General features: G+C 63.5%; 21 protein-coding genes. 13 read left to right on the top strand and 8 right to left on the bottom strand.

Annotated elements, in window-relative coordinates; translation table 11 throughout:
- The 3 genes from VMS96_02190 to VMS96_02180 all read left to right on the top strand — a co-directional run.
- Nucleotides 1-417, top strand: a 417-nt coding sequence (locus VMS96_02190; GenBank protein HVP42209.1) for a hypothetical protein, incomplete at its 5' end; no start/stop codon positions are given.
- Nucleotides 418-422: 5 nt separating this feature from the next.
- Nucleotides 423-1,358 (top strand): hydroxymethylbilane synthase, encoded by a 936-nt coding sequence (gene hemC, locus VMS96_02185; protein HVP42208.1) that lies wholly within the window; start codon nucleotides 423-425, stop codon nucleotides 1,356-1,358.
- Complete coding sequence (locus VMS96_02180; GenBank protein ID HVP42207.1) at nucleotides 1,355-2,158, top strand: uroporphyrinogen-III synthase; 804 nt, start codon at nucleotides 1,355-1,357, stop codon at nucleotides 2,156-2,158. Before hemC ends, VMS96_02180 begins: the two co-directional genes overlap by 4 nt.
- Here VMS96_02180 and VMS96_02175 read toward each other — a convergent pair whose 3' ends face one another.
- The 3 genes from VMS96_02175 to nth all read right to left on the bottom strand — a co-directional run bounded on the left by VMS96_02175 (nucleotide 2,159) and on the right by nth (nucleotide 6,141).
- Nucleotides 2,159-3,298: a potassium channel family protein gene (locus tag VMS96_02175; protein HVP42206.1), complete on the bottom strand. Its 1,140-nt coding sequence runs from the start codon at nucleotides 3,296-3,298 to the stop codon at nucleotides 2,159-2,161.
- A 49-nt stretch (nucleotides 3,299-3,347) separates the two neighbouring features.
- Nucleotides 3,348-5,282 (bottom strand): S9 family peptidase, encoded by a 1,935-nt coding sequence (locus tag VMS96_02170; GenBank protein ID HVP42205.1) that lies wholly within the window; start codon nucleotides 5,280-5,282, stop codon nucleotides 3,348-3,350.
- A gap of 94 nt (nucleotides 5,283-5,376) precedes the next feature.
- Complete coding sequence (gene nth, locus VMS96_02165; protein ID HVP42204.1) at nucleotides 5,377-6,141, bottom strand: endonuclease III; 765 nt, start codon at nucleotides 6,139-6,141, stop codon at nucleotides 5,377-5,379.
- 145 nt (nucleotides 6,142-6,286) lie between these two features.
- Between nth and hemQ the strand changes: the two genes are divergently transcribed.
- The 4 genes from hemQ to VMS96_02145 are packed head-to-tail and all read left to right on the top strand — an operon-like array spanning nucleotide 6,287 to nucleotide 8,359.
- The gene (gene hemQ, locus VMS96_02160; GenBank protein HVP42203.1) at nucleotides 6,287-7,144 is read left to right on the top strand and encodes a hydrogen peroxide-dependent heme synthase; all 858 of its coding nucleotides are present in this window, start codon (nucleotides 6,287-6,289) and stop codon (nucleotides 7,142-7,144) included.
- Nucleotides 7,141-7,410, top strand: a complete 270-nt coding sequence (locus VMS96_02155) for a hypothetical protein (GenBank protein HVP42202.1) — start codon at nucleotides 7,141-7,143, stop codon at nucleotides 7,408-7,410. The genes hemQ and VMS96_02155 overlap by 4 nt, the downstream gene beginning before the upstream one ends.
- 21 nt (nucleotides 7,411-7,431) lie before the next feature.
- Nucleotides 7,432-7,704, top strand: coding sequence for a hypothetical protein (locus VMS96_02150; GenBank protein ID HVP42201.1), 273 nt, complete (start codon nucleotides 7,432-7,434; stop codon nucleotides 7,702-7,704).
- Nucleotides 7,673-8,359 carry a DedA family protein gene (locus tag VMS96_02145; GenBank protein HVP42200.1) on the top strand — a complete coding sequence of 229 codons (687 nt, stop codon included), beginning with the start codon at nucleotides 7,673-7,675 and terminating at the stop codon, nucleotides 8,357-8,359. Before VMS96_02150 ends, VMS96_02145 begins: the two co-directional genes overlap by 32 nt.
- Here VMS96_02145 and VMS96_02140 read toward each other — a convergent pair.
- Nucleotides 8,356-9,180: an SDR family NAD(P)-dependent oxidoreductase gene (locus VMS96_02140; protein HVP42199.1), complete on the bottom strand. Its 825-nt coding sequence runs from the start codon at nucleotides 9,178-9,180 to the stop codon at nucleotides 8,356-8,358. The two genes, VMS96_02145 and VMS96_02140, sit on opposite strands and share 4 nt — an antisense overlap.
- A 17-nt stretch (nucleotides 9,181-9,197) precedes the next feature.
- The gene (locus tag VMS96_02135) at nucleotides 9,198-9,749 is read right to left on the bottom strand and encodes an SgcJ/EcaC family oxidoreductase (GenBank protein ID HVP42198.1); all 552 of its coding nucleotides are present in this window, start codon (nucleotides 9,747-9,749) and stop codon (nucleotides 9,198-9,200) included.
- A 121-nt stretch (nucleotides 9,750-9,870) separates the two neighbouring features.
- Here VMS96_02135 and VMS96_02130 point away from each other — a divergent pair, with 121 nt between their 5' ends.
- The 3 genes from VMS96_02130 to VMS96_02120 all read left to right on the top strand — a co-directional run bounded on the left by VMS96_02130 (nucleotide 9,871) and on the right by VMS96_02120 (nucleotide 13,275).
- Nucleotides 9,871-11,214 carry an inositol-3-phosphate synthase gene (locus VMS96_02130; GenBank protein HVP42197.1) on the top strand — a complete coding sequence of 448 codons (1,344 nt, stop codon included), beginning with the start codon at nucleotides 9,871-9,873 and terminating at the stop codon, nucleotides 11,212-11,214.
- 298 nt (nucleotides 11,215-11,512) lie between these two features.
- The gene (locus VMS96_02125) at nucleotides 11,513-12,628 is read left to right on the top strand and encodes a M48 family metallopeptidase (protein ID HVP42196.1); all 1,116 of its coding nucleotides are present in this window, start codon (nucleotides 11,513-11,515) and stop codon (nucleotides 12,626-12,628) included.
- Between the two features lie 149 nt (nucleotides 12,629-12,777).
- On the top strand, nucleotides 12,778-13,275 hold the full coding sequence (locus VMS96_02120) for a CBS domain-containing protein (GenBank protein HVP42195.1): 498 nt from the start codon (nucleotides 12,778-12,780) through the stop codon (nucleotides 13,273-13,275).
- Nucleotides 13,276-13,326: 51 nt separating this feature from the next.
- On the opposite strand, the gene VMS96_02115 is transcribed toward VMS96_02120, so the two are convergent.
- The 3 genes from VMS96_02115 to VMS96_02105 all read right to left on the bottom strand — a co-directional run bounded on the left by VMS96_02115 (nucleotide 13,327) and on the right by VMS96_02105 (nucleotide 14,621).
- A complete protein-coding gene (locus VMS96_02115; protein HVP42194.1) occupies nucleotides 13,327-13,590 on the bottom strand; it encodes a hypothetical protein in 264 nt (87 codons plus the stop codon).
- Nucleotides 13,591-13,743: 153 nt separating this feature from the next.
- Nucleotides 13,744-13,992: a zf-HC2 domain-containing protein gene (locus VMS96_02110; GenBank protein HVP42193.1), complete on the bottom strand. Its 249-nt coding sequence runs from the start codon at nucleotides 13,990-13,992 to the stop codon at nucleotides 13,744-13,746.
- Nucleotides 13,989-14,621, bottom strand: a complete 633-nt coding sequence (locus VMS96_02105) for a sigma-70 family RNA polymerase sigma factor (GenBank protein HVP42192.1) — start codon at nucleotides 14,619-14,621, stop codon at nucleotides 13,989-13,991. Before VMS96_02105 ends, VMS96_02110 begins: the two co-directional genes overlap by 4 nt.
- A gap of 190 nt (nucleotides 14,622-14,811) precedes the next feature.
- On the opposite strand from VMS96_02105, the gene VMS96_02100 reads away from it, so the two are divergent.
- The 3 genes from VMS96_02100 to VMS96_02090 form a co-directional block, all read left to right on the top strand.
- On the top strand, nucleotides 14,812-15,132 hold the full coding sequence (locus VMS96_02100) for a cupredoxin domain-containing protein (GenBank protein ID HVP42191.1): 321 nt from the start codon (nucleotides 14,812-14,814) through the stop codon (nucleotides 15,130-15,132).
- Between the two features lie 94 nt (nucleotides 15,133-15,226).
- Nucleotides 15,227-16,318: a hypothetical protein gene (locus VMS96_02095; protein HVP42190.1), complete on the top strand. Its 1,092-nt coding sequence runs from the start codon at nucleotides 15,227-15,229 to the stop codon at nucleotides 16,316-16,318.
- 334 nt (nucleotides 16,319-16,652) lie between these two features.
- The coding region (locus VMS96_02090; GenBank protein ID HVP42189.1) for a hypothetical protein at nucleotides 16,653-16,911 on the top strand (259 nt) is incomplete at its 3' end.

The following is a 16,911-nucleotide window of genomic DNA, read 5'->3' as shown; positions in this document are numbered from 1 at the left end:
ATGAACAAGCTGGACGGCATCTTCGTGTACGACATCGACGACCTGCAGCAGGTGGCCAGCCGGCACATCGACGACCGCCGGCGCGAGGCCGACCGCGCCGAAGCCATCGTCACCGACGAGGTCCACCGCTTCGAGGAGCGGTTGAAGACCTTGAGTGTGGTGCCCACCATCGTCTCCCTGCAACAACACATGGAGGACATCCGGCAGGCGGAGATCGAGCGCGCCCGGGGCAAGCTGGGCCCGCTCACGCCGGACCAGGAGCAGGCGCTGGACGCCATCACCCGCGGCATCGTCAACAAAGTGCTGCATACCCCCATCACCACCCTCAAGACCGCGGCCAAGGACCCGGAGGCAGGCACATTGATCGCAGTCATCCGCCGCATGTTCAACCTGCGCGGCTCAAAAGAGGAGAACTAGGCGGCATGGCCAAGCTTCGGATCGGATCGCGGGGCTCGCAACTCGCCCTCTGGCAGGCCAACCACGTTAAAGCTTTACTTGAAGGTCAAGGGCACCAGGTCGAGATCGAGATCATCAAGACCACGGGGGACAAGATCACCGAGGTGGCACTGGCCAAGGTCGGCACCAAGGGCATGTTCACCAAGGAGATCGAGGAGGCCCTGGAAGCGAAGAAGGTCGATCTGGCGGTGCACAGCCTCAAGGACCTTCCTACCGAGCTGCAGCCGCAGTTCGAGCGGGTCGCAGTCATGAAGCGAGAGGACCCGCGCGATGCCTTCCTCTCCATCGAGCACGCCCGCTTCCAGGAGCTTCCCCAGGGAGCGCGGGTGGGGACCAGCAGCCTGCGGCGGCAGGCGCAGCTCAAGGCGGTGCGGCCCGACCTCGACATCCACCCGCTTCGCGGCAATGTGGACACTCGGCTGCGCAAGCTGGAAGAGGGGCAGTACCAGGCGATCATCCTGGCTTCCGCCGGCCTCAATCGCCTGGGATTCACCAAGCGGGTGCGCGAGATCATCCCGCCCGAGATCGTCTGCCCGGCGGTGGGGCAGGGAGCGCTGGGGATCGAGTGCCGCTCCGGCGATGCGCGGACCAGGGAATTGTTGCGGTTCCTTGACCATGCACCAACACGACAAGCGTGCGCCGCAGAACGCGCCCTGCTCCGCTCGCTGGGTGGAGGCTGCCAGGTACCCATCGGGGCCTACGCCGAAGCCATTGACGGCCAGCTACGCTTGACCGCTGTGGTGGCACGACCTGATGGTTCGCTGGTCCTGCGGGAACAGCAGTCGGGTAAGGATCCGGAAAAGCTGGGGGCGGCTGTGGGAGCGGCCCTCCGGAAGAAGGGCGCGGACCGGATCCTCCAGGAAGTTTATGGCGAGGTGGTCACCACCCCGCAGCAGCCATGAGACAAGCTTCGGCGGGCTCGCCGACCTCTCCGGGCCGCCTCAAGGGCAAGCGCATCCTCATCACCCGGGCGGCGCAACAGGCCGGCTCCCTGGCGGAGCAGTTGCGCGCCCTGGGCGCTACTGTGGTCGAGATCCCTTCCATCGAGATCCGCCCGCCCCGCTCTTACGAGCCGCTTGATCAGGCCATCGCCAACATCTCCCGCTACGACTGGCTCGTCCTGACCAGCGTGAACGGCGTGCAGGCGCTGTTGGAGCGCGTGGGCCACGCCGGGCTGGCCCCGGACCATCTCGCCCAGGTGAAGATCGCGGCCATCGGCCCGGCCACGCGCAAGGTCCTCGAGAGCCGCGGGCTCACGGTCGCAATCATGCCCAGGCAATACATAGCTGAGTCGGTTGTAGAAGCCATGCGGGACCAGGTGAAGGGCAAGAAGGTCGTGCTGGTGCGGGCCCGCGTGGCGCGCGACGTCATCCCCGAGGAATTGCGCAACGCGGGCGCCCACGTGGACGTCGTCGAAGCCTACGAGACCGTGGTACCGCAGGCTTCGCGGGAGCGGCTGCGCGACCTGCTCTCCCGCCCCGGGCAGCGACCCCACGCCATCACGTTCACCAGCTCCTCCACCGTGCGAAATTTCCTGGAACTGTTGGGCGCCGAGAACAAGCACCTGGTCACCGGAGTGATGCTGGCATCGATCGGCCCGGTGACTTCCAAGACCCTGCGCGAACTCGGCCTGGGCGTCCATATCGAGGCCGCCGAGTACACCATTCCCGGCTTGGTGGCGGCATTGGCCGAAAATCTCTGATCAGAAGTGATCGGCCTTCGGGCTGGTGCCGGGGGGAGTGCCGCCGGCGCCGATGCGCCCCCAGGCACTGGTCTGCCAGTTGTCGGCGTGCTCGGCCGCAGGCATCCAGTCGGGAAGGGCCACCTCGACGGCTTCCGCGAGGGCAAAGAGGTAAGGCTCGTAAATCGAACGCAGCTCGGTCAATTGACGCTCAGCTTCAACGCCGTCTGAAAGTTTCAGCCCCGCCGAGCCAAGGAAACGCCGCAGTTCCTGTAAGCGCTCGGCGGGCAGACGGTCCCGCGGCGGCGCCATCGGGCGGGCGCGAAAGATCTGCGCCAGGTCCACCACTGCGTGCCGGGCGATGGCGAAGGTCAGGCGCGCCTGCCGGCGGGCCACCCCGTCCACCCCGACCAGTACCAGCGCACATGTATCCAGGACGGCAGTCAATGATCCAAGCCAGGACTGGTTGTCATGCTGCGAGCGAAAGTAGCAGAGCACGGGGTAGGAGAGATGGCTCTCCAGCAGGTCGGCCGCCCAGCCCTCCCAGTCCCGCAGCCAGGGGTTCAAGGCGTCAAGACTTCCATCAAGGGCGTGGCGGCGCAGCAACTCACCGGCGCTGGGCGGCGATCCGGCGCGCGCGTCGAGGAGGGTGATGTTGGTCTCGCGCCGCGAGAAGCTCTGGTAGATAGCGGGAATGTAGCCGATGACCAGGGCCAGGAAGGCGAACCCGGTGCCCCCCTCGAGTACGGTCAGAAGCCGGCCGACAGCGGAACGAGGTGTCACATCGCCGAGACCCAGGGTGAAGAAGGTGGTGCCGCTGAAGTAGATGTCAGTCCAGATACCGCGATAGGGCATATTGGACCGCGCCGCCGTCTCCAGCGACCAATTCAGCAGTCCGAATCCCAGCACCAGCATGACTGCCCATGAGGCGATGAGGCCGAGCAGGGAAGCAGGGCCAAAGTAGCTGAGCAGGGTCTCTCGCAACCTGCGTTCCCTGACACCGGCAACCAACGTGCGCCACACGGACCAGGTTCTGCGGTAGTAGAGTCGCGTGAAGCGGAACTGGCGGGTCACCCGGCGGGGCAGAACGATGGTCTCAAATGCTTCCCACAGCACGAGGAGGACGATGACCACGCCCGAGATCCCGGCCAGCACTTGCATAGTCTCGTTTGGATGGTGCGCGAAGGCAGCAGGATTCAGAGAGCTTCCATCACTCCAGCGAGCAGCCACAGTCGGGCACCGGCACATACTTCTTGAGGAAGTCGGTCACGCGCCGGATGCTATCGATCTGGTTCTCGACCCGGCTGAATCCATGGCCTTCGTTGTCATACACCTTCAGTTCGGCGGCGCCCCCGCGTTTGCGGACTTCTTCCACGATCTGCTGCGACTCTTCCTTCGGACAGCGCGGGTCGTTGCCCCCGGCCAGGATCATCAAGGGCGCTTTGACCTTGTCCACGAAAAAGATGGGGGAGCGCTCGGTCCACAGGTCTTTGTTCTTGACCGGGTCACCCATGGTGGCGCGGTCGCTTTCCTGCAGCTGCGGGTCCTCGTTCTGGAACTCGGTGAACCAGTTGACGAAGGGCACGATGGGCACTCCCGCCGCCCACAGCTCCGGCGCCTTGGTCACCGCCATCATGGTGAGGTACCCGCCGTAGCTTCCGCCCATGGCGACCAGTTTCTTCGGGTCGACGTAGCCGGTCTTCTTGATCCAATCCGCCGCGGCCAGGACGTCGCGCAGGTCTCCGCCTCCCATGTCCATCTGGTTGGCCTCGAGGAATTCCTTGCCGTAGCCGGTTCCGCCGCGATAGTTGGGCGCAATGACGACATATCCCCGGTTGACCAGGACCTGGACCTGGCGGTTGAAGCCGTTCATGGTCTGCGATTGCGGCCCGCCGTGGATGTAAACGATGGCAGGCAGCTTGTTCTCCCGCGGCATGTTGTAGGGGATGAAGACGAAGGCCGAGATCTGCCACTTGCCGTCGCTGCTCGGGTAGTGGACCAGGAAAGGTTCTACGAGGTCCTCCGAACGAACACCCCCGACCAGCGACTGCGTGATCTGCCTCGATCGTCTCGACCCGAGTTCGTAGACCCACAGGTCGTTGGGCGCGTTAGCCCCGCTGTGGTAGTAGAGGAGCCGTGAGCCGTCGCGCGAGAAAGATTCGTTCCCGGCACCGGCCGCGTAGTTGACTCCTTTGGACAGCGGCAATAGTTCGAGCCGCCGTGCGGCCAGGTCGTAAAGATACAAGTCGAAGTTTCCGTCAACGTTGGCCTCGATGATCGCCGTCTTGCCGTCCGGCGAGAAGGCTTCGGCCGAGATCGGCCACTTCTCCTGGGTGATCCAAGCCACCTTGTGGGTCGCTGCATCCAGCAGGGCTGCGTTGTCGTAGCCGTTTCCGGCATTGGAGGTGACCAGCAGGGTCTTGGCGTCGGCGGACCAGTCGTTGACGTCCCAGAGCTGCTCGCCGCTGTGCTCCGTCAGGTTTGTCCTCTGCCCGCTTTTGACGTCCAGCACATAGATGTTCGAGTCTCGTCCGTTGGCGTGCGAGAGGGTTGCCGCCAGGCGGGCTCCGTCTGCCGACCAGACCGGGCGTCCGTAGGACCATTCCTTCGCGGTTCCCGAGGTCAGCGGCCGGGAACGCCGCGTCAGCATATTCATCAGGTGGATCTCGAAATTCGCCGAGGTCTTCGGCTTCACCAAATAGGCCAGGGTCTTGCCATCGGGAGACCAGGTGGGCGCCTCCTCCGCAATCTCGGGAGTGTTGTTGAGGTTGGTGACTTCGCCGCTGTGGGTGTCCACCAGGAATACATCCCACTGCTCGTTGCCGTCGGTGTCGGAGATGTAGGCGATGTAGCGGCCGTCGGGAGACCAGGCCGGGGAGCCTTGGCGCTGGTCGCTCACCGTCAGCTGCACCGGCCAGCCGCCATCGGCGGAAACCGTCCACAGGTTGTTCCGCCCGCTGGTGTTGCTGATGAAGGCGACTCGCTTGCCGTCTGGCGACCAGGAGCTGCCGCCGATGACCCGCGTGCTGTACAGCTTGTCCACGGCGAAGGTCGGCAGGTTCTGCCGCGGCTTGCTCTTGACCTGTTGGGGATCGGTGATGAACGAGGAAGTCAGGGAGATCTGGGCCAGGACGTCCGGAGCCATTGACACCGCCGCGAGCATGATCAGCAAGATTCGCACGGGAAACCTGAAGCGTCAGGATATGGGAGGAATGGCGCCTGCGCAAACCCGGTGCGAGTCACGGCTTGGCGGCGCGGTGGATCTCCACCGTGCTCCAGGTCTTGTCGGCGGCGTGGCAAAGCGTCTCCAGCGGGCAATCGGCGCACTTGGGCGTTCGCGCCGCGCACAACTGTCGCCCGTGATGGATCAGCTGGTGGGCGAAATCGATCCAGCGGGGCTGCGGGACCACCCGCATCAGGTCCTGCTCGATCTTCTGCGGGTCATCCTGCTGGGTGAGCTCCAGGCGGCGCGAGATGCGGTGCACGTGGGTGTCCACCACCACGCCCAGGGCTTGGTGGAACCAGGTGCCGAGGACGACGTTCGCCGTCTTGCGCGCCGCCCCGGGAATTTCCAGCAGCTCTTCCATGGTGTCGGGCACCTGTCCGCCATGGCGTTCCATGATCGCTTTGGCCGCGCCCACGATGGATTTGGACTTGTTGCGGAAGAAGCCGGTGGAGCGGATGTCGGGCTCGAGCTGCTCCGGCTTGAGCGCCGCGAACGCCGCCGCTGTCGGATACTTGGCGAAGATGACCGGCGTCACCAAGTTGACCCGCGCATCAGTGCACTGCGCCGACAGGATGGTCGCTACCAGCAGCTCCCACGCCGAGCCGTGCTGCAATGCGCAGGTCGCGCCGGGATAGCGCTCGTCCAGGCGCTTGAGGATCTCCTTCACCCGCTGCGGCGCGACCGGGTCATAGCTTGCGGCCGGCCGACGCGCAGCCGGTTTCGCCCGCTTGCCGCTGGGGGCCGCGACGCTGGACTTACGGACCCTGGGCGGGTTCACCTTGGGTGCCTGAAAGCTCTTCCGAGCGCCCTCGTGGCGTCCGGTCTTGGCTGGCTGTCGGGGAACCACGCCTCGGACCATATGGGCACGAGATTACAATGGACGCCGTACCCGCTACAATTGCCCTTATCCTGTGGGGAACCGAATGCCGACCAGCAATGCTGCTGTGCACGCTGCCCAAAAGTCCCTGCCCGCGCTGCCCCTGACCATCGAGGGCTCCAGCGTGCTGCACCAGATGATGCGCGTCCGCTGGCCACAATGGCGCAAGCTCCCCGCCGGGGAGAAGCAGAGCATCGCGAGGGAGGCGGCCAAGGTCCTCGAGCCCATGGAAAAAGCCGGCGAGAGCGCCGCTTATTCTATGTTGGGACACAAGGGCGACCTGCTGTTGGTGCACTTCCGCGAATCCTTCGACGCCCTCAATTCCGCCGAACTGCGCCTGCAAAACCTCCAGCTCTTCGAGTACCTGGAGCCCGCGACCTCGTATCTCTCGGTGATCGAGCTCGGCCTGTACGAATCCACTGTCAAGCTCTACCAGTCGCTGGCCGAGCGCGGCATCGAGCCCCATTCCGCGGAGTGGAACCGGGAAGCTGAGGAATTGATGCAGCGGCAGAAACAGGCCATGGCGACGCGCTTGTTCCCCAAGCTCCCAGCCTCGCGCTACATCTGCTTCTATCCCATGGACCGCAGGCGCGGCGAGGACAAGAACTGGTACCTTCTCCCCATCGAGGAGCGGCAGCGGCAGATGGACGAGCACGGCCAAGTCGGCCGGCGCTATGCCGGCAAGGTGCAGCAGATCATCACCGGCTCCATCGGTTTCGACGACTGGGAATGGGGCGTGGACCTGTTCGCCGACGAACCGCTCATCTTCAAGCGGTTGATCTACGAGATGCGCTTCGACGAAGTCAGCGCGGTCTATGCCCAGTTCGGCGCCTTCTACGTCGGCATCCGCTGCCAGGCTTCCCAGCTAGGAAAGCTGCTCGACGGGGAAGCGCCCGCCCGGTGATTGACGCCGCGACCAGCGGCGACTACCCTGATTTCCCTATGGCCGTGAAATCCATACAGCTCGGGCAGGTTTGGCGCAATAACGAGGACGGACAGAACTATCTTGTCACCAAGCTCTACAACGAAGTCTTTACGCAGTACGCGATGCTGCGGCTGGCGAATGCCTCCGCCGCCTCGACCGACACGATCCGAGTCAAGGTCGTCAAAGGGGCCGAAGGAGCATCGCTGCCGGGCTACACCTACGCCCAGGAGTCCCAGGAGTTCTGACCTCCTCGGAAGGAGCGCGCCATGCAACCGTTCGCCTGTCCCCACTGCGGTTCCCATGCCTACACCGTCGTCCTCACGGGGTGTAGCATCACCAATGCCACCCTGCAGGAAGGCTACGAGTGGGACGAGGAGAACCAGCAATACACCAGCACCGGCACTCTCCTAGTGGAGAGCGACGAGGTCACACCTGGGGACAGCCAGGCCGTTTGCAGCGGATGCGAACAGGACGTGACCGCCGCCGTGTCGGAGTACGAAGAAAGCGTTGCTCCGGGCGAGGAAGCGGCCGGCGCCTGAGCCTCCGCCGCCCAACACGCCCGTGATTGCCAGGACCCTCGCCGCCCTCAGCGGCTTCATCATCGCTGTCATCTCCACCCTCGGGTATCCGGGCATCGTCCTGCTCATGGCGATCGAATCGGCCTGCATCCCGCTGCCCTCCGAGGTGATCATGCCGTTCTCCGGCTACCTGGTGTACACGGGAAGGTTCGGCCTGATCTGGGTGGCCATGGCAGGGGCGCTGGGGTGCAACGTCGGGTCGCTGGTCGCTTACGAGATCGGCGCTTTTGGCGGGCGGCCCCTGGTCGAACGCTTCGGCTCCTACGTGCTGCTCAACCGCCGGGAACTGGAGCTGGCCGACCACTTCTTCGAACGTTATGGCAACATGACCGTGCTCATCAGCCGCATGTTACCTGTCATTCGGACCTTCATCGCGCTGCCGGCGGGCGTGGCCCGCATGCCTCGCCTGCAATTCCACTTCTATACCTTCCTCGGGTCCTTCCCGTGGTGCCTCGGCCTGGCCTATATCGGAGTGGTCCTGGGAGAGAACTGGGACAAGGACCCGCGTCTGAAGCAGTGGTTCCACCGCTTCGACGCCATCATCCTCGGACTACTGTTGTTGGGCGGGGTTTGGTTCATCCGGTCTCGCTGGTCGCACCGCATCCGCGCCCGCTAGCCGATGCCCGAGATCCTACGCAGCATCGCCTCGTACGTCTTCCACGGCAGGCAGGCGCGCAGCAGGCGCTGCAGGTGCACATGCTGTCCGACCACGTAGCGCAGCCGCGGTTCCGGGTCCTGGGCGACGCGCACGATCACCCGCGCCACCTCGCTAGCGTCGCGCTTCTTCACCTTCGTCCTGATGAATTCGGCGTAACGCTGGATGCGCTGGTAATTCGGAGACCTATGGCCCGCCGCGTCCTGGCCGATGCGCAGGTTCTTCTCCCAGATATCGCTCTCGTAGGCGCCCGGCTCGATCAGCACCACCCGGATGCCCAGCGCCGCGGTTTCCAGGCGCAGGCACTCGCTCCAGCCTTCCAGAGCGAACTTGGAGGCGCTGTAAGAACTCGCCACCGGCTGCCCGGAGAGGCCGCTGGCCGACGACACCATGATGATGTATCCCGCTTTGCGCAGGCGCATCTGCGGCAGCACCGCCAGGGTGAGCGCCACGGCGCCAAAGAAGTTGGTCTCGAATTGCGCGCGGACCTCCTCCAGGCGCAGGTCTTCGGCGAATCCGGCCATCACAAAACCGGCGTTGTTGACCAGCACGTCGATCTGGCCATGGTCGCGCATGATGCCGGCCACGGCGGCGGGCAGGGAATCGATGGCGTTCACGTCGAGCCGGCGTACCTCGACGGCTGCCCCCACATTCGCCTTGGCGATGGCTTCGTCCAGGCGCGCGCGCCGTTCCAGGTTCCGCATGGTGGCCACTACGCGGAAGCCGGCCTTGGCCATCTCCACGGCGGTCAGCAGGCCGATGCCGCTCGAGGTTCCGGTGATGAGCGCGGTCTTACCGGTCAGCGCCGTTCTCCTTGCGGGGCGGCCTCGCCGACGGAGGTGCCGGTGCGGGCCTCATTGTAGATAGCGCGGGCCACCCTCCAGCTCCCATCCTGGTCGCGCTTGAGGATCCGCAGCGCATTGACGACTTTCGTGTTCTCTACTTTGCTCTGGCCGGCGCGGGTGCGCGACTGGATCTGGCCCCACTGGTAGGCATAGTCGTCCACGATGCGCACCTCCTGCCATTGTTCCTCGTAGGAGAGGGTCTCGGTGTTGCCCAGGGCGTCCTTTTGCTGTTCGTAAAACTGACGCAGCTGGGCTCTTCCGGAAACCGGCCCGTGCCCGGGCGCCATCAACACCCCATCGTCGGTCCACAGGGCGAGAAGGGAGTCCACATCGAAGGCCATGCTGGCGGCGATGTCCCGTTCCTGCAGCTGCCGGATAGCCGCCTGGTCCGTTGCGCTCCTGGACTGCTGCTGTGCCGTCCCCGCGGGCGGAACCGTCCGGCGCTTCTGCGTGAACCCGCTGGTGGCCAGTGTGAATACAAGTAGCGCGATCAGCGTGCTGCGCATGACGGATCCTCCGGGGCGTGCATTCTCCACCGCCGCCCCGCGTATTTGCAAATCTCCCCTCGATACGAGAAGATAACGGGTTTCCCGCTGCCTATTTTTTCTCATAGAAGGGACCTGACCGATGCCCACCGCTGCGCGCTCGAAGCCCAAGGCCACACCGATCGACCCCGCCCGGGGCAAGCTGGGAGTGATGATCCCTGGCATGGGAGCTGTGGCCACCACCTTCGTGGCCGGCGTAGAAGCGGTCCGCCGCCGACTCGCCGCTCCGGTGGGCTCCGTCACCCAGATGGGCACCATCCGCCTGGGCAAGCGCACCGCCGGGCGTTCTCCCCTGGTCAGCAAGTTCGTCCCTCTCGCCGGCTTGAACGACCTCGTCTTCACCGGTTGGGACATCTTCGAGGACAATATGCACGAGGCGGCCCGCAAGGCCGGGGTCCTGGACCGCGATCTCCTCGACCAGATCAAGGGATTCCTCGAGACCGTGAGCCCGCGCAAGGCGGTCTTCGACCGCAACTACGTGAAGAAGCTCGATGGGCCGAACGTCAAGCAGGGCAAGAACAAGATGGAGCTGGCGGAGCAATTGCGCCAGGACATCCGGGACTTCAAGCAGAGCTCGGGCGCCAAGCGCTTCGTCATGATCTGGTGCGGCTCCACCGAGATCTTCCTCCGTCCGTCCGCCGTCCACCAGTCGCTGAAGGCGTTCGAAAAAGGCCTGCTGAAGAATGACGCCAACATCGCGCCTTCGATGATCTACGCCTATGCCGCCTTGAGCGAGAATGTCCCCTTCGCCAACGGCGCTCCCAATCTGACCGTGGACATCCCGGTCATGCAGGAGCTCTCCCGGCAAAACCTGGCGCCCATCTGCGGCAAGGACTTCAAAACCGGCCAGACCCTGATGAAGACCGTCCTGGCCCCCGCCTTCAAGGCCCGCATGCTCGGTCTCAGCGGCTGGTACTCCACCAACATACTGGGCAACCGCGACGGCGAAGTGCTGGACGACCCGGAATCGTTCAAGACCAAGGAGGAATCGAAGCTGGGGGTGCTGGAGCACATCCTGCAGCCCAAGATCTACCCTCAGCTCTATGGCAAAATCTTCCACAAGGTGCGCATTAACTATTACCCGCCCCGCGGTGATAACAAAGAGGGTTGGGACAACATCGATATCTTCGGTTGGCTCGGCTATCCGATGCAGATCAAGGTCGATTTCCTGTGCCGGGACTCCATCCTGGCGGCGCCCATCGTTCTCGACCTGGTGCTGTTCATGGACCTGGCCCAGCGAAGCGCAGAATTGAAGGGCATCGGCATCCAGGAGTGGCTGAGCTTCTACTTCAAGTCGCCCATGACCGCACCCGGCCTCTACCCCGAGCACGACCTCTTCATCCAGCTCATGAAGCTGAAGAACACCCTGCGCCACCTCAAGGGCGAGGAGCTCATCACCCACCTCGGACTCGAGTATTACGACTAGAGCGGGGCAACTCTGGGTGTTACCCGGGGGCCGTCGCCAGCATCTTAAGGAAAGGGCGGATCCTGAGCCTGCGTGGCAGTGCGACTTCCCTGGTCCCCAAGCCAAGGGTCTGGGGCGCATCTTTTGCTTGCATCGCGGGTTAGAAGCCGTAGGAGGGCGTCCGCCCAGTTCGGGAACAACCCCACCCAACGGATAACGCTGGCGCCGGGATGTTGCCTCTAAAGAGATGAACGTTCTACCGGTTCGTAGCAGGACTATAATGACGACAACGAGCCAGCAGTCCCAAGGGGGTTCGCCCATGAATCGTCGCGCCTTGATCGCCCTCGCCTTAGTGTTGACGACACCGGCGTGGTTGCTGGCACAGAACGCGCCGGCCGGCTCCGGCATGCCCCCCGCCACACAGTCCGGAGGTCCGCTGCCTGCGACCGACACGGCTCCCCAGGCGCCGGCCACCGATTCGGCGGTTTCCCCCTCCGCGCCCAAGGAGACCCATGACGGCGGCAAGAATGACGTCGAAGATATCGGTAACCGCAAGGTAGGGAAGGGCAGTAAGCTGGGCAACTGGTATTCCCTGGAGAAGGAGATCGCCTTGGGCAAGATGTACGCCGCCCAGGTAGAGCAGACCGCGAAGTTGGTGCAGGACCCGGTGGTGAACGAATACGTGAACCGCATCGGGCAGAATCTGGTCCGCAACTCCGACGCCCGTGTGCCCTTCACCATCAAGGTCATCGACTCCAGTGAGGTGAATGCCTTCGCGCTGCCCGGCGGGTTCTTCTACGTCAATTCCGGGCTGATCCTGGCGGCGGACGAGGAAGCGGAGCTGGCCGGCGTCATGTCGCACGAGATCGCCCACGTGGCCGCCCGCCACGCCACCCGGCAGATGACCCGCATCAACTGGGCCAACATCGCCACCATTCCCCTGATCTTCGTCGGTGGCGGCATCGGCTATGCCGCCCGCAGCGCCGTCTCCCTCGGACTGCCGCTCACCTTCATGAAGTTCTCGCGTGGCTTCGAATCCGAGGCCGACTACCTGGGCCTGCAGTACATGTACGCCAGCGGTTACGACCCGCAGGCGTACGTGGCTTTCTTCGAGAAGATCCAAGCGAAAGAAAAAAAGAAGCCGGGGACGTTGTCCAAGGCATTCTCTTCGCACCCGCAGACCCCGGACCGCATCGAGAAGTCGCAGCGGGAGATCAACGACATCTTGCCCTCGAAACCGCAATACATCGTCACTACGTCGGAATTCGACGACGTTAAAGCGCGTCTGGCGGCCCTGGAGAATCGCCACAAGATCCTCGACCGCGAGGAGAACCGTCCGACCCTTCGCCGCACCTCGGGCTCCAAGAAGACGAGCGACGACAAGGACTCAGACAAGAAGGACGAGGACCGTCCGACGCTCAAACGCCGCGAGTGAGGCGCTCCTGGTCCATAGCGAACCGCGCCGGCGGCCACCCGCCGGCGTTTCCTTTTGCCTTGAATGCCTGGGGTCGCGTTCTCCGGCATTGAGCCCCGTCCCGTCCAATGCTAAAATCCGCCGCCAGCCCGCCAATCAGGGAGAACCAGGTGAAAAAGAAGAAGGACGGCACCCCTTTACCTCCGGAGCCTACGCGACCGGCCAGCGACTCCTGCGTCGGCGACTATATGACCAGGAATGTCACGACTCTGACCGATCAGTCGCGCTTGCTGGATGCCGCCCTGCTGATCCGCCGCACCGGCAAGCGGCACGTGCCCATTGTGGACGAGGCCGGGCGGGCCGTGGGGATCATCAGCGACCGCGACGTCTCCCGCATGGCCCCCTCCATGCTGTCGCGCATGACCCCGGACGAGTACAACCAGATCTTCGAGGCTACCCCGATCACCGTCGCGATGACCAAGAATCCCATCACCGTCCGCCCTGACCTGCCGATCCGGGATGCGGTCACGATGCTCTACCAGAAGAAGATCGGGGCCATCATCGTCACCGAGAATGACCAGGTCGTCGGCATCCTGACCGTGACCGATATGTTGGCTCTATTGAACGCTCTGCTCTCGGAGGGCAAGTCCAGCTCGGCGACTGCCTAGAAAGCAATGAGCGGCACGGTACTCGTGCCGCTCGGCCCTTTGTTCACATGCCTATTTTCCCGCGTAGGACTCCACCGGCCCGGAGACTGCTGTGGGAGCTACTCCCTCAGTGACCACCCTCATCTCGCGCCAATCGTAGGGAAATTCCTTGCCGCAATCGAGGCACACCACGTAGGTGCCGGTCACCGCCGCCGCCGGGGAACGGCGCTGCCCGCGCCGCGTGGTGATGGGGAAACTGTAGTTCCGGTGCCAACAGCCGAACAACGCATCCACCAGACTCGTAAACATGCACTTCACCCCTTTGGGCAGGATCATTCAACATGCCTGGGAACCCTAGATCCCTAAATCCGTGTCCAGCTATTAGATTCAGGAACTCCGGATTGGGTTCGCCCGGGTAAGAACCCGGAATGGATGAGAACCTCTCGAAGGAAGGGGTCTGAAACGAATGGGGTGGTTGAGACGAAGACTCTAGCTTGGGGTCTTTTTCCGCGCCTTGCACTTGTTCATGATGGCGGATTGCAGCTTGCTCCGCAGGTCGTCGGGCAGCTCGTACATCTTGGAATCACGGTAGATGGCGATGGTCTTCTTGGTGGTATCGCAGACGACGTAGCAGTTATGGCACCACTGCAAGTGATCCTCGAGTTCGGCCCGTGTGGATTCGTCCATCGAGTCGTCGAGGTAATCGGTCAGTTCTTTCAGGAACTCCTTGCAGGTCACTGGTTGCCGTCCGCCCCCTTCTTGGGTTTCTTGAAGTACTTGCTCAGCCTCTCGCGGAGCTGCAAACGGGCGCGCAGCAGCCGCGATTTTACCGCCGGGATGCTCAGTCCCAGCGCCTCGGCCGTCTCTTCGGTCGAGAGTCCTTCCACGTCGCGCAACACGAACACGGTGCGGAAGCTGGTGGGCAACCCGTTGATCGTCCGGGTCAGGATCTCTTTCAGCTCCCCCTGCTTGTAGAGCTGCTCCGGGTTCGGCGACCAGTCCGCGACCTCGCGCGGCATGGTGTCTTCCTCGGTCTGGATCTCCTGATCGAGCGAGACGGTCTTGTCCGTGCGCCGCCGGCGCAGCTTCATCAGGCTCTCGTTCACCGCGATCCGCACCAACCAGGTGTAGAACTTCGAGTTCTCCTGGAACTGCTCCAGGTTCTCGTAGGCCTTGAGGAACGCGTCCTGGACGACGTCCTCGGCATCTTCGCGGTTCTGCGTGATGTGCTGCGCAATCCGGAACACGTTCCGGTCGTAGCGCTTTACCAATTGCTCGAACGCCGAGATATCCCCGGCCTTCGCGGCATGGACGAGTGCCAGTTCGTCGCTCGCCTCGTCCCTCGCTTTGGATTGGATGACAGCCATATTCCCCGGATGCAACAATTTCAGCTTCAAGAATCCTATATTCTACCTGCGTTCCCCTGAGCCGTCGCCCGGATTCCCTTAGACGGGCCGTTCCCGGGGCTGGCCTGTACATTCGACTAGTCTAGCGGCGATTTGTTACAACAGTGTTCCAAGTCTGATGCCCCGTTGCCAGTGGATGTTGCGCGTATTATTGTCAACCCTTCTCGTCGTGGTGCTTCTTGGCTGCAATTCCAAGCCTGACGTCGTGATCCCGGTCGTCATGAAGAGGTACGCATTCGATCCGCCGGTCATCCGGGTGAAGAAGGGACAGCTGGTCGAACTGGACGTCTCTACGGCCGATGTCCAGCACGGGTTCACGGTGCCCGATCTCGGCATCAAGGAGCCCATCCAGCCGCGCCGGCCGGCCAAGATCCTGTTCAAGGCCGACCGGGTCGGGGTGTTTCCCATGAGCTGTTCCATCATCTGCGGACCCGGTCACGACGACATGGTGGGCAAGATCATCGTCGAGTAGGCGGCCTTCCTCGGTTGACACTCCCGGGTTTCACCATATAATCGCGGCACAGGCGCTGGCCGCACTCCCAGCCGGTCTGCGCCTTACGAAGCCCGTGGCGGATCCCAAAGAAATCGCACAGATCGTCGAACGTGTGGTCGGCGAGCAACTGGACGCCCACGTCTCCCAGTTGCGCCAGGACATCGTGGCCCGCGTCCTGGAAGCGGTAAAGCCCGCCCTGGAAGGCAAGGAGAAGGAGCGTGAACCGGTGTTCACCTCCGCCCCGCCGAGCGCGGAGCTGGACGGAGCGGTCTCCGCCATCCAGGACGTCACTTCGCAGAGCGACATCCTGCGCAATCTGCTGGAGGGCTGCGCCAAGTTCTGCAGCCGAGCCGCCCTGTTCGTGATCCGCTCGGGCGCCGGCAATGGCTGGCAGGCGCGTGGCTTCGCCGATGACAACGTGGTGAAGAACGTTCAGGTGGATGTGAACAAGGGCCTGGCGGCACGCGCCTTTCAGACCCAGAATCCGGCGGCGGCCGCAGCGATCGAGTTCGACGCCGCCTTCAACCGGGCGGTCGGCAACCCCGCCGACGGCAACGCCCTGATCCTTCCCCTGGTGGTGAAGGAGAAGGTGGCCGCGCTGGTCTATTGCGATTGCGGCACCGAGAAGGCGTGGCAGATCGACAACTCCGCCCTGCAACTGCTGGTGCGCAGCGCCGGGATGTGGCTGGAGTTACTGGGCTTGCGGAAGACCGCCGGTACGGAGAAGGCCGAGGCCGAGGCCCCGGCGGCCATGGCCACCGCTCCGCCGCCTTCGGTGGTGGCTGCACCGCCACCGGCGCCCGAGCCGGAGCCCGAAGCCGCCCCACCGCCTCCGCCGCCCCCTCCGGCGCAAGCGGCCAGAGCCGCGCCGGCAGCCGAACCGGCGATCGCGCCGGGCGACGAGGAGGTCCACAAGAAGGCGAAGCGGTTTGCCAAGCTCCTGGTGGACGAGATCAAGCTCTACAACAAGGACAAGGTCGCCAAGGGGCGCGAGCACAGGGACCTGTACGAGCGGCTGAAGGAAGACATCGAGAAGAGCCGTGCCACCTACGACAAGCGCTACGGCTCCACCCCGGCCGGCGCCGGCGATTATTTCTCCAAGGAGGTGGTCCGCATCCTTGCCGATAACGATCGCTCCTTGATGGGAAGTAACTTTCCATCATAAGTACCAGAAAATACGACACTTAGAAGTTGGCCTTGAAGTTTTGTGCTAGTCCAACCGGCAATTCTCCTCAACGAGAATGGCCCGCAATCCCGTTTGGAGGGCCCGCTGACGCGTCCGCAAAGATCCAGGCTAGGGCGCCCCTAGCGTGGGTTTCTTGACCTAAAGTACGCCCGCCATTCGCGCCTTGTGGCTGCTGAGCTTCCTCGCACAAGATAATGGGGTGGGTCGCTTAACTTCTGATAAGGGCTGTTCATCGTCAGTTGACGCATTGCAGTCTAGCCGCCCGGAAAATTTCGGATGTGGAACCCTGCCTTTGCCCCCTAGAATCGGCAGCATGAAGACTCCGATTGCGTTGCTTATTGCGTGCCTTTACTGTTCTGCGCTGGCGCAACAGCAAACCGCCCCTCCTTCTGAAACGGGTCACATTGCCAACAATGTTGTGTTCGTGTCCCCGGGAGACAAATTCGGGGTGAACCTCGCTGGGGCGGCAGACGGAACGCCACTGAGCATCACCGACGAGCCTGATCGTAAGAGAGCAAGCCTCGTACTCAGCTTCAGGCAAGAAAAAGGAATGATGTTGTTTACGATTGAGA

Source organism: Terriglobales bacterium, assembly GCA_035543055.1.
Lineage (GTDB): Bacteria > Acidobacteriota > Terriglobia > Terriglobales > Acidobacteriaceae > JAIQFD01.
The sequence above is the reverse complement of the archived record's forward strand: the minus strand, read 5'-3'. Positions and strand labels throughout refer to the sequence as shown.

Excerpts from the sequence above, each read along its gene's own strand:
- hemQ (HVP42203.1), top strand. The coding sequence starts at position 6,287 with ATGCCGACCAGCAATGCTGCTGTGCACGCTGCCCAAAAGTCCCTGCCC.
- VMS96_02125 (HVP42196.1), top strand. The coding sequence starts at position 11,513 with ATGAATCGTCGCGCCTTGATCGCCCTCGCCTTAGTGTTGACGACACCG.
- VMS96_02135 (HVP42198.1), bottom strand. The coding sequence starts at position 9,749 with ATGCGCAGCACGCTGATCGCGCTACTTGTATTCACACTGGCCACCAGC.
- VMS96_02150 (HVP42201.1), top strand. The coding sequence starts at position 7,432 with ATGCAACCGTTCGCCTGTCCCCACTGCGGTTCCCATGCCTACACCGTC.
- VMS96_02170 (HVP42205.1), bottom strand. The coding sequence starts at position 5,282 with ATGGCTCCGGACGTCCTGGCCCAGATCTCCCTGACTTCCTCGTTCATC.
- VMS96_02180 (HVP42207.1), top strand. The coding sequence starts at position 1,355 with ATGAGACAAGCTTCGGCGGGCTCGCCGACCTCTCCGGGCCGCCTCAAG.
- VMS96_02115 (HVP42194.1), bottom strand. The coding sequence starts at position 13,590 with ATGATCCTGCCCAAAGGGGTGAAGTGCATGTTTACGAGTCTGGTGGAT.
- hemC (HVP42208.1), top strand. The coding sequence starts at position 423 with ATGGCCAAGCTTCGGATCGGATCGCGGGGCTCGCAACTCGCCCTCTGG.
- VMS96_02175 (HVP42206.1), bottom strand. The coding sequence starts at position 3,298 with ATGCAAGTGCTGGCCGGGATCTCGGGCGTGGTCATCGTCCTCCTCGTG.
- VMS96_02130 (HVP42197.1), top strand. The coding sequence starts at position 9,871 with ATGCCCACCGCTGCGCGCTCGAAGCCCAAGGCCACACCGATCGACCCC.
- VMS96_02105 (HVP42192.1), bottom strand. The coding sequence starts at position 14,621 with ATGGCTGTCATCCAATCCAAAGCGAGGGACGAGGCGAGCGACGAACTG.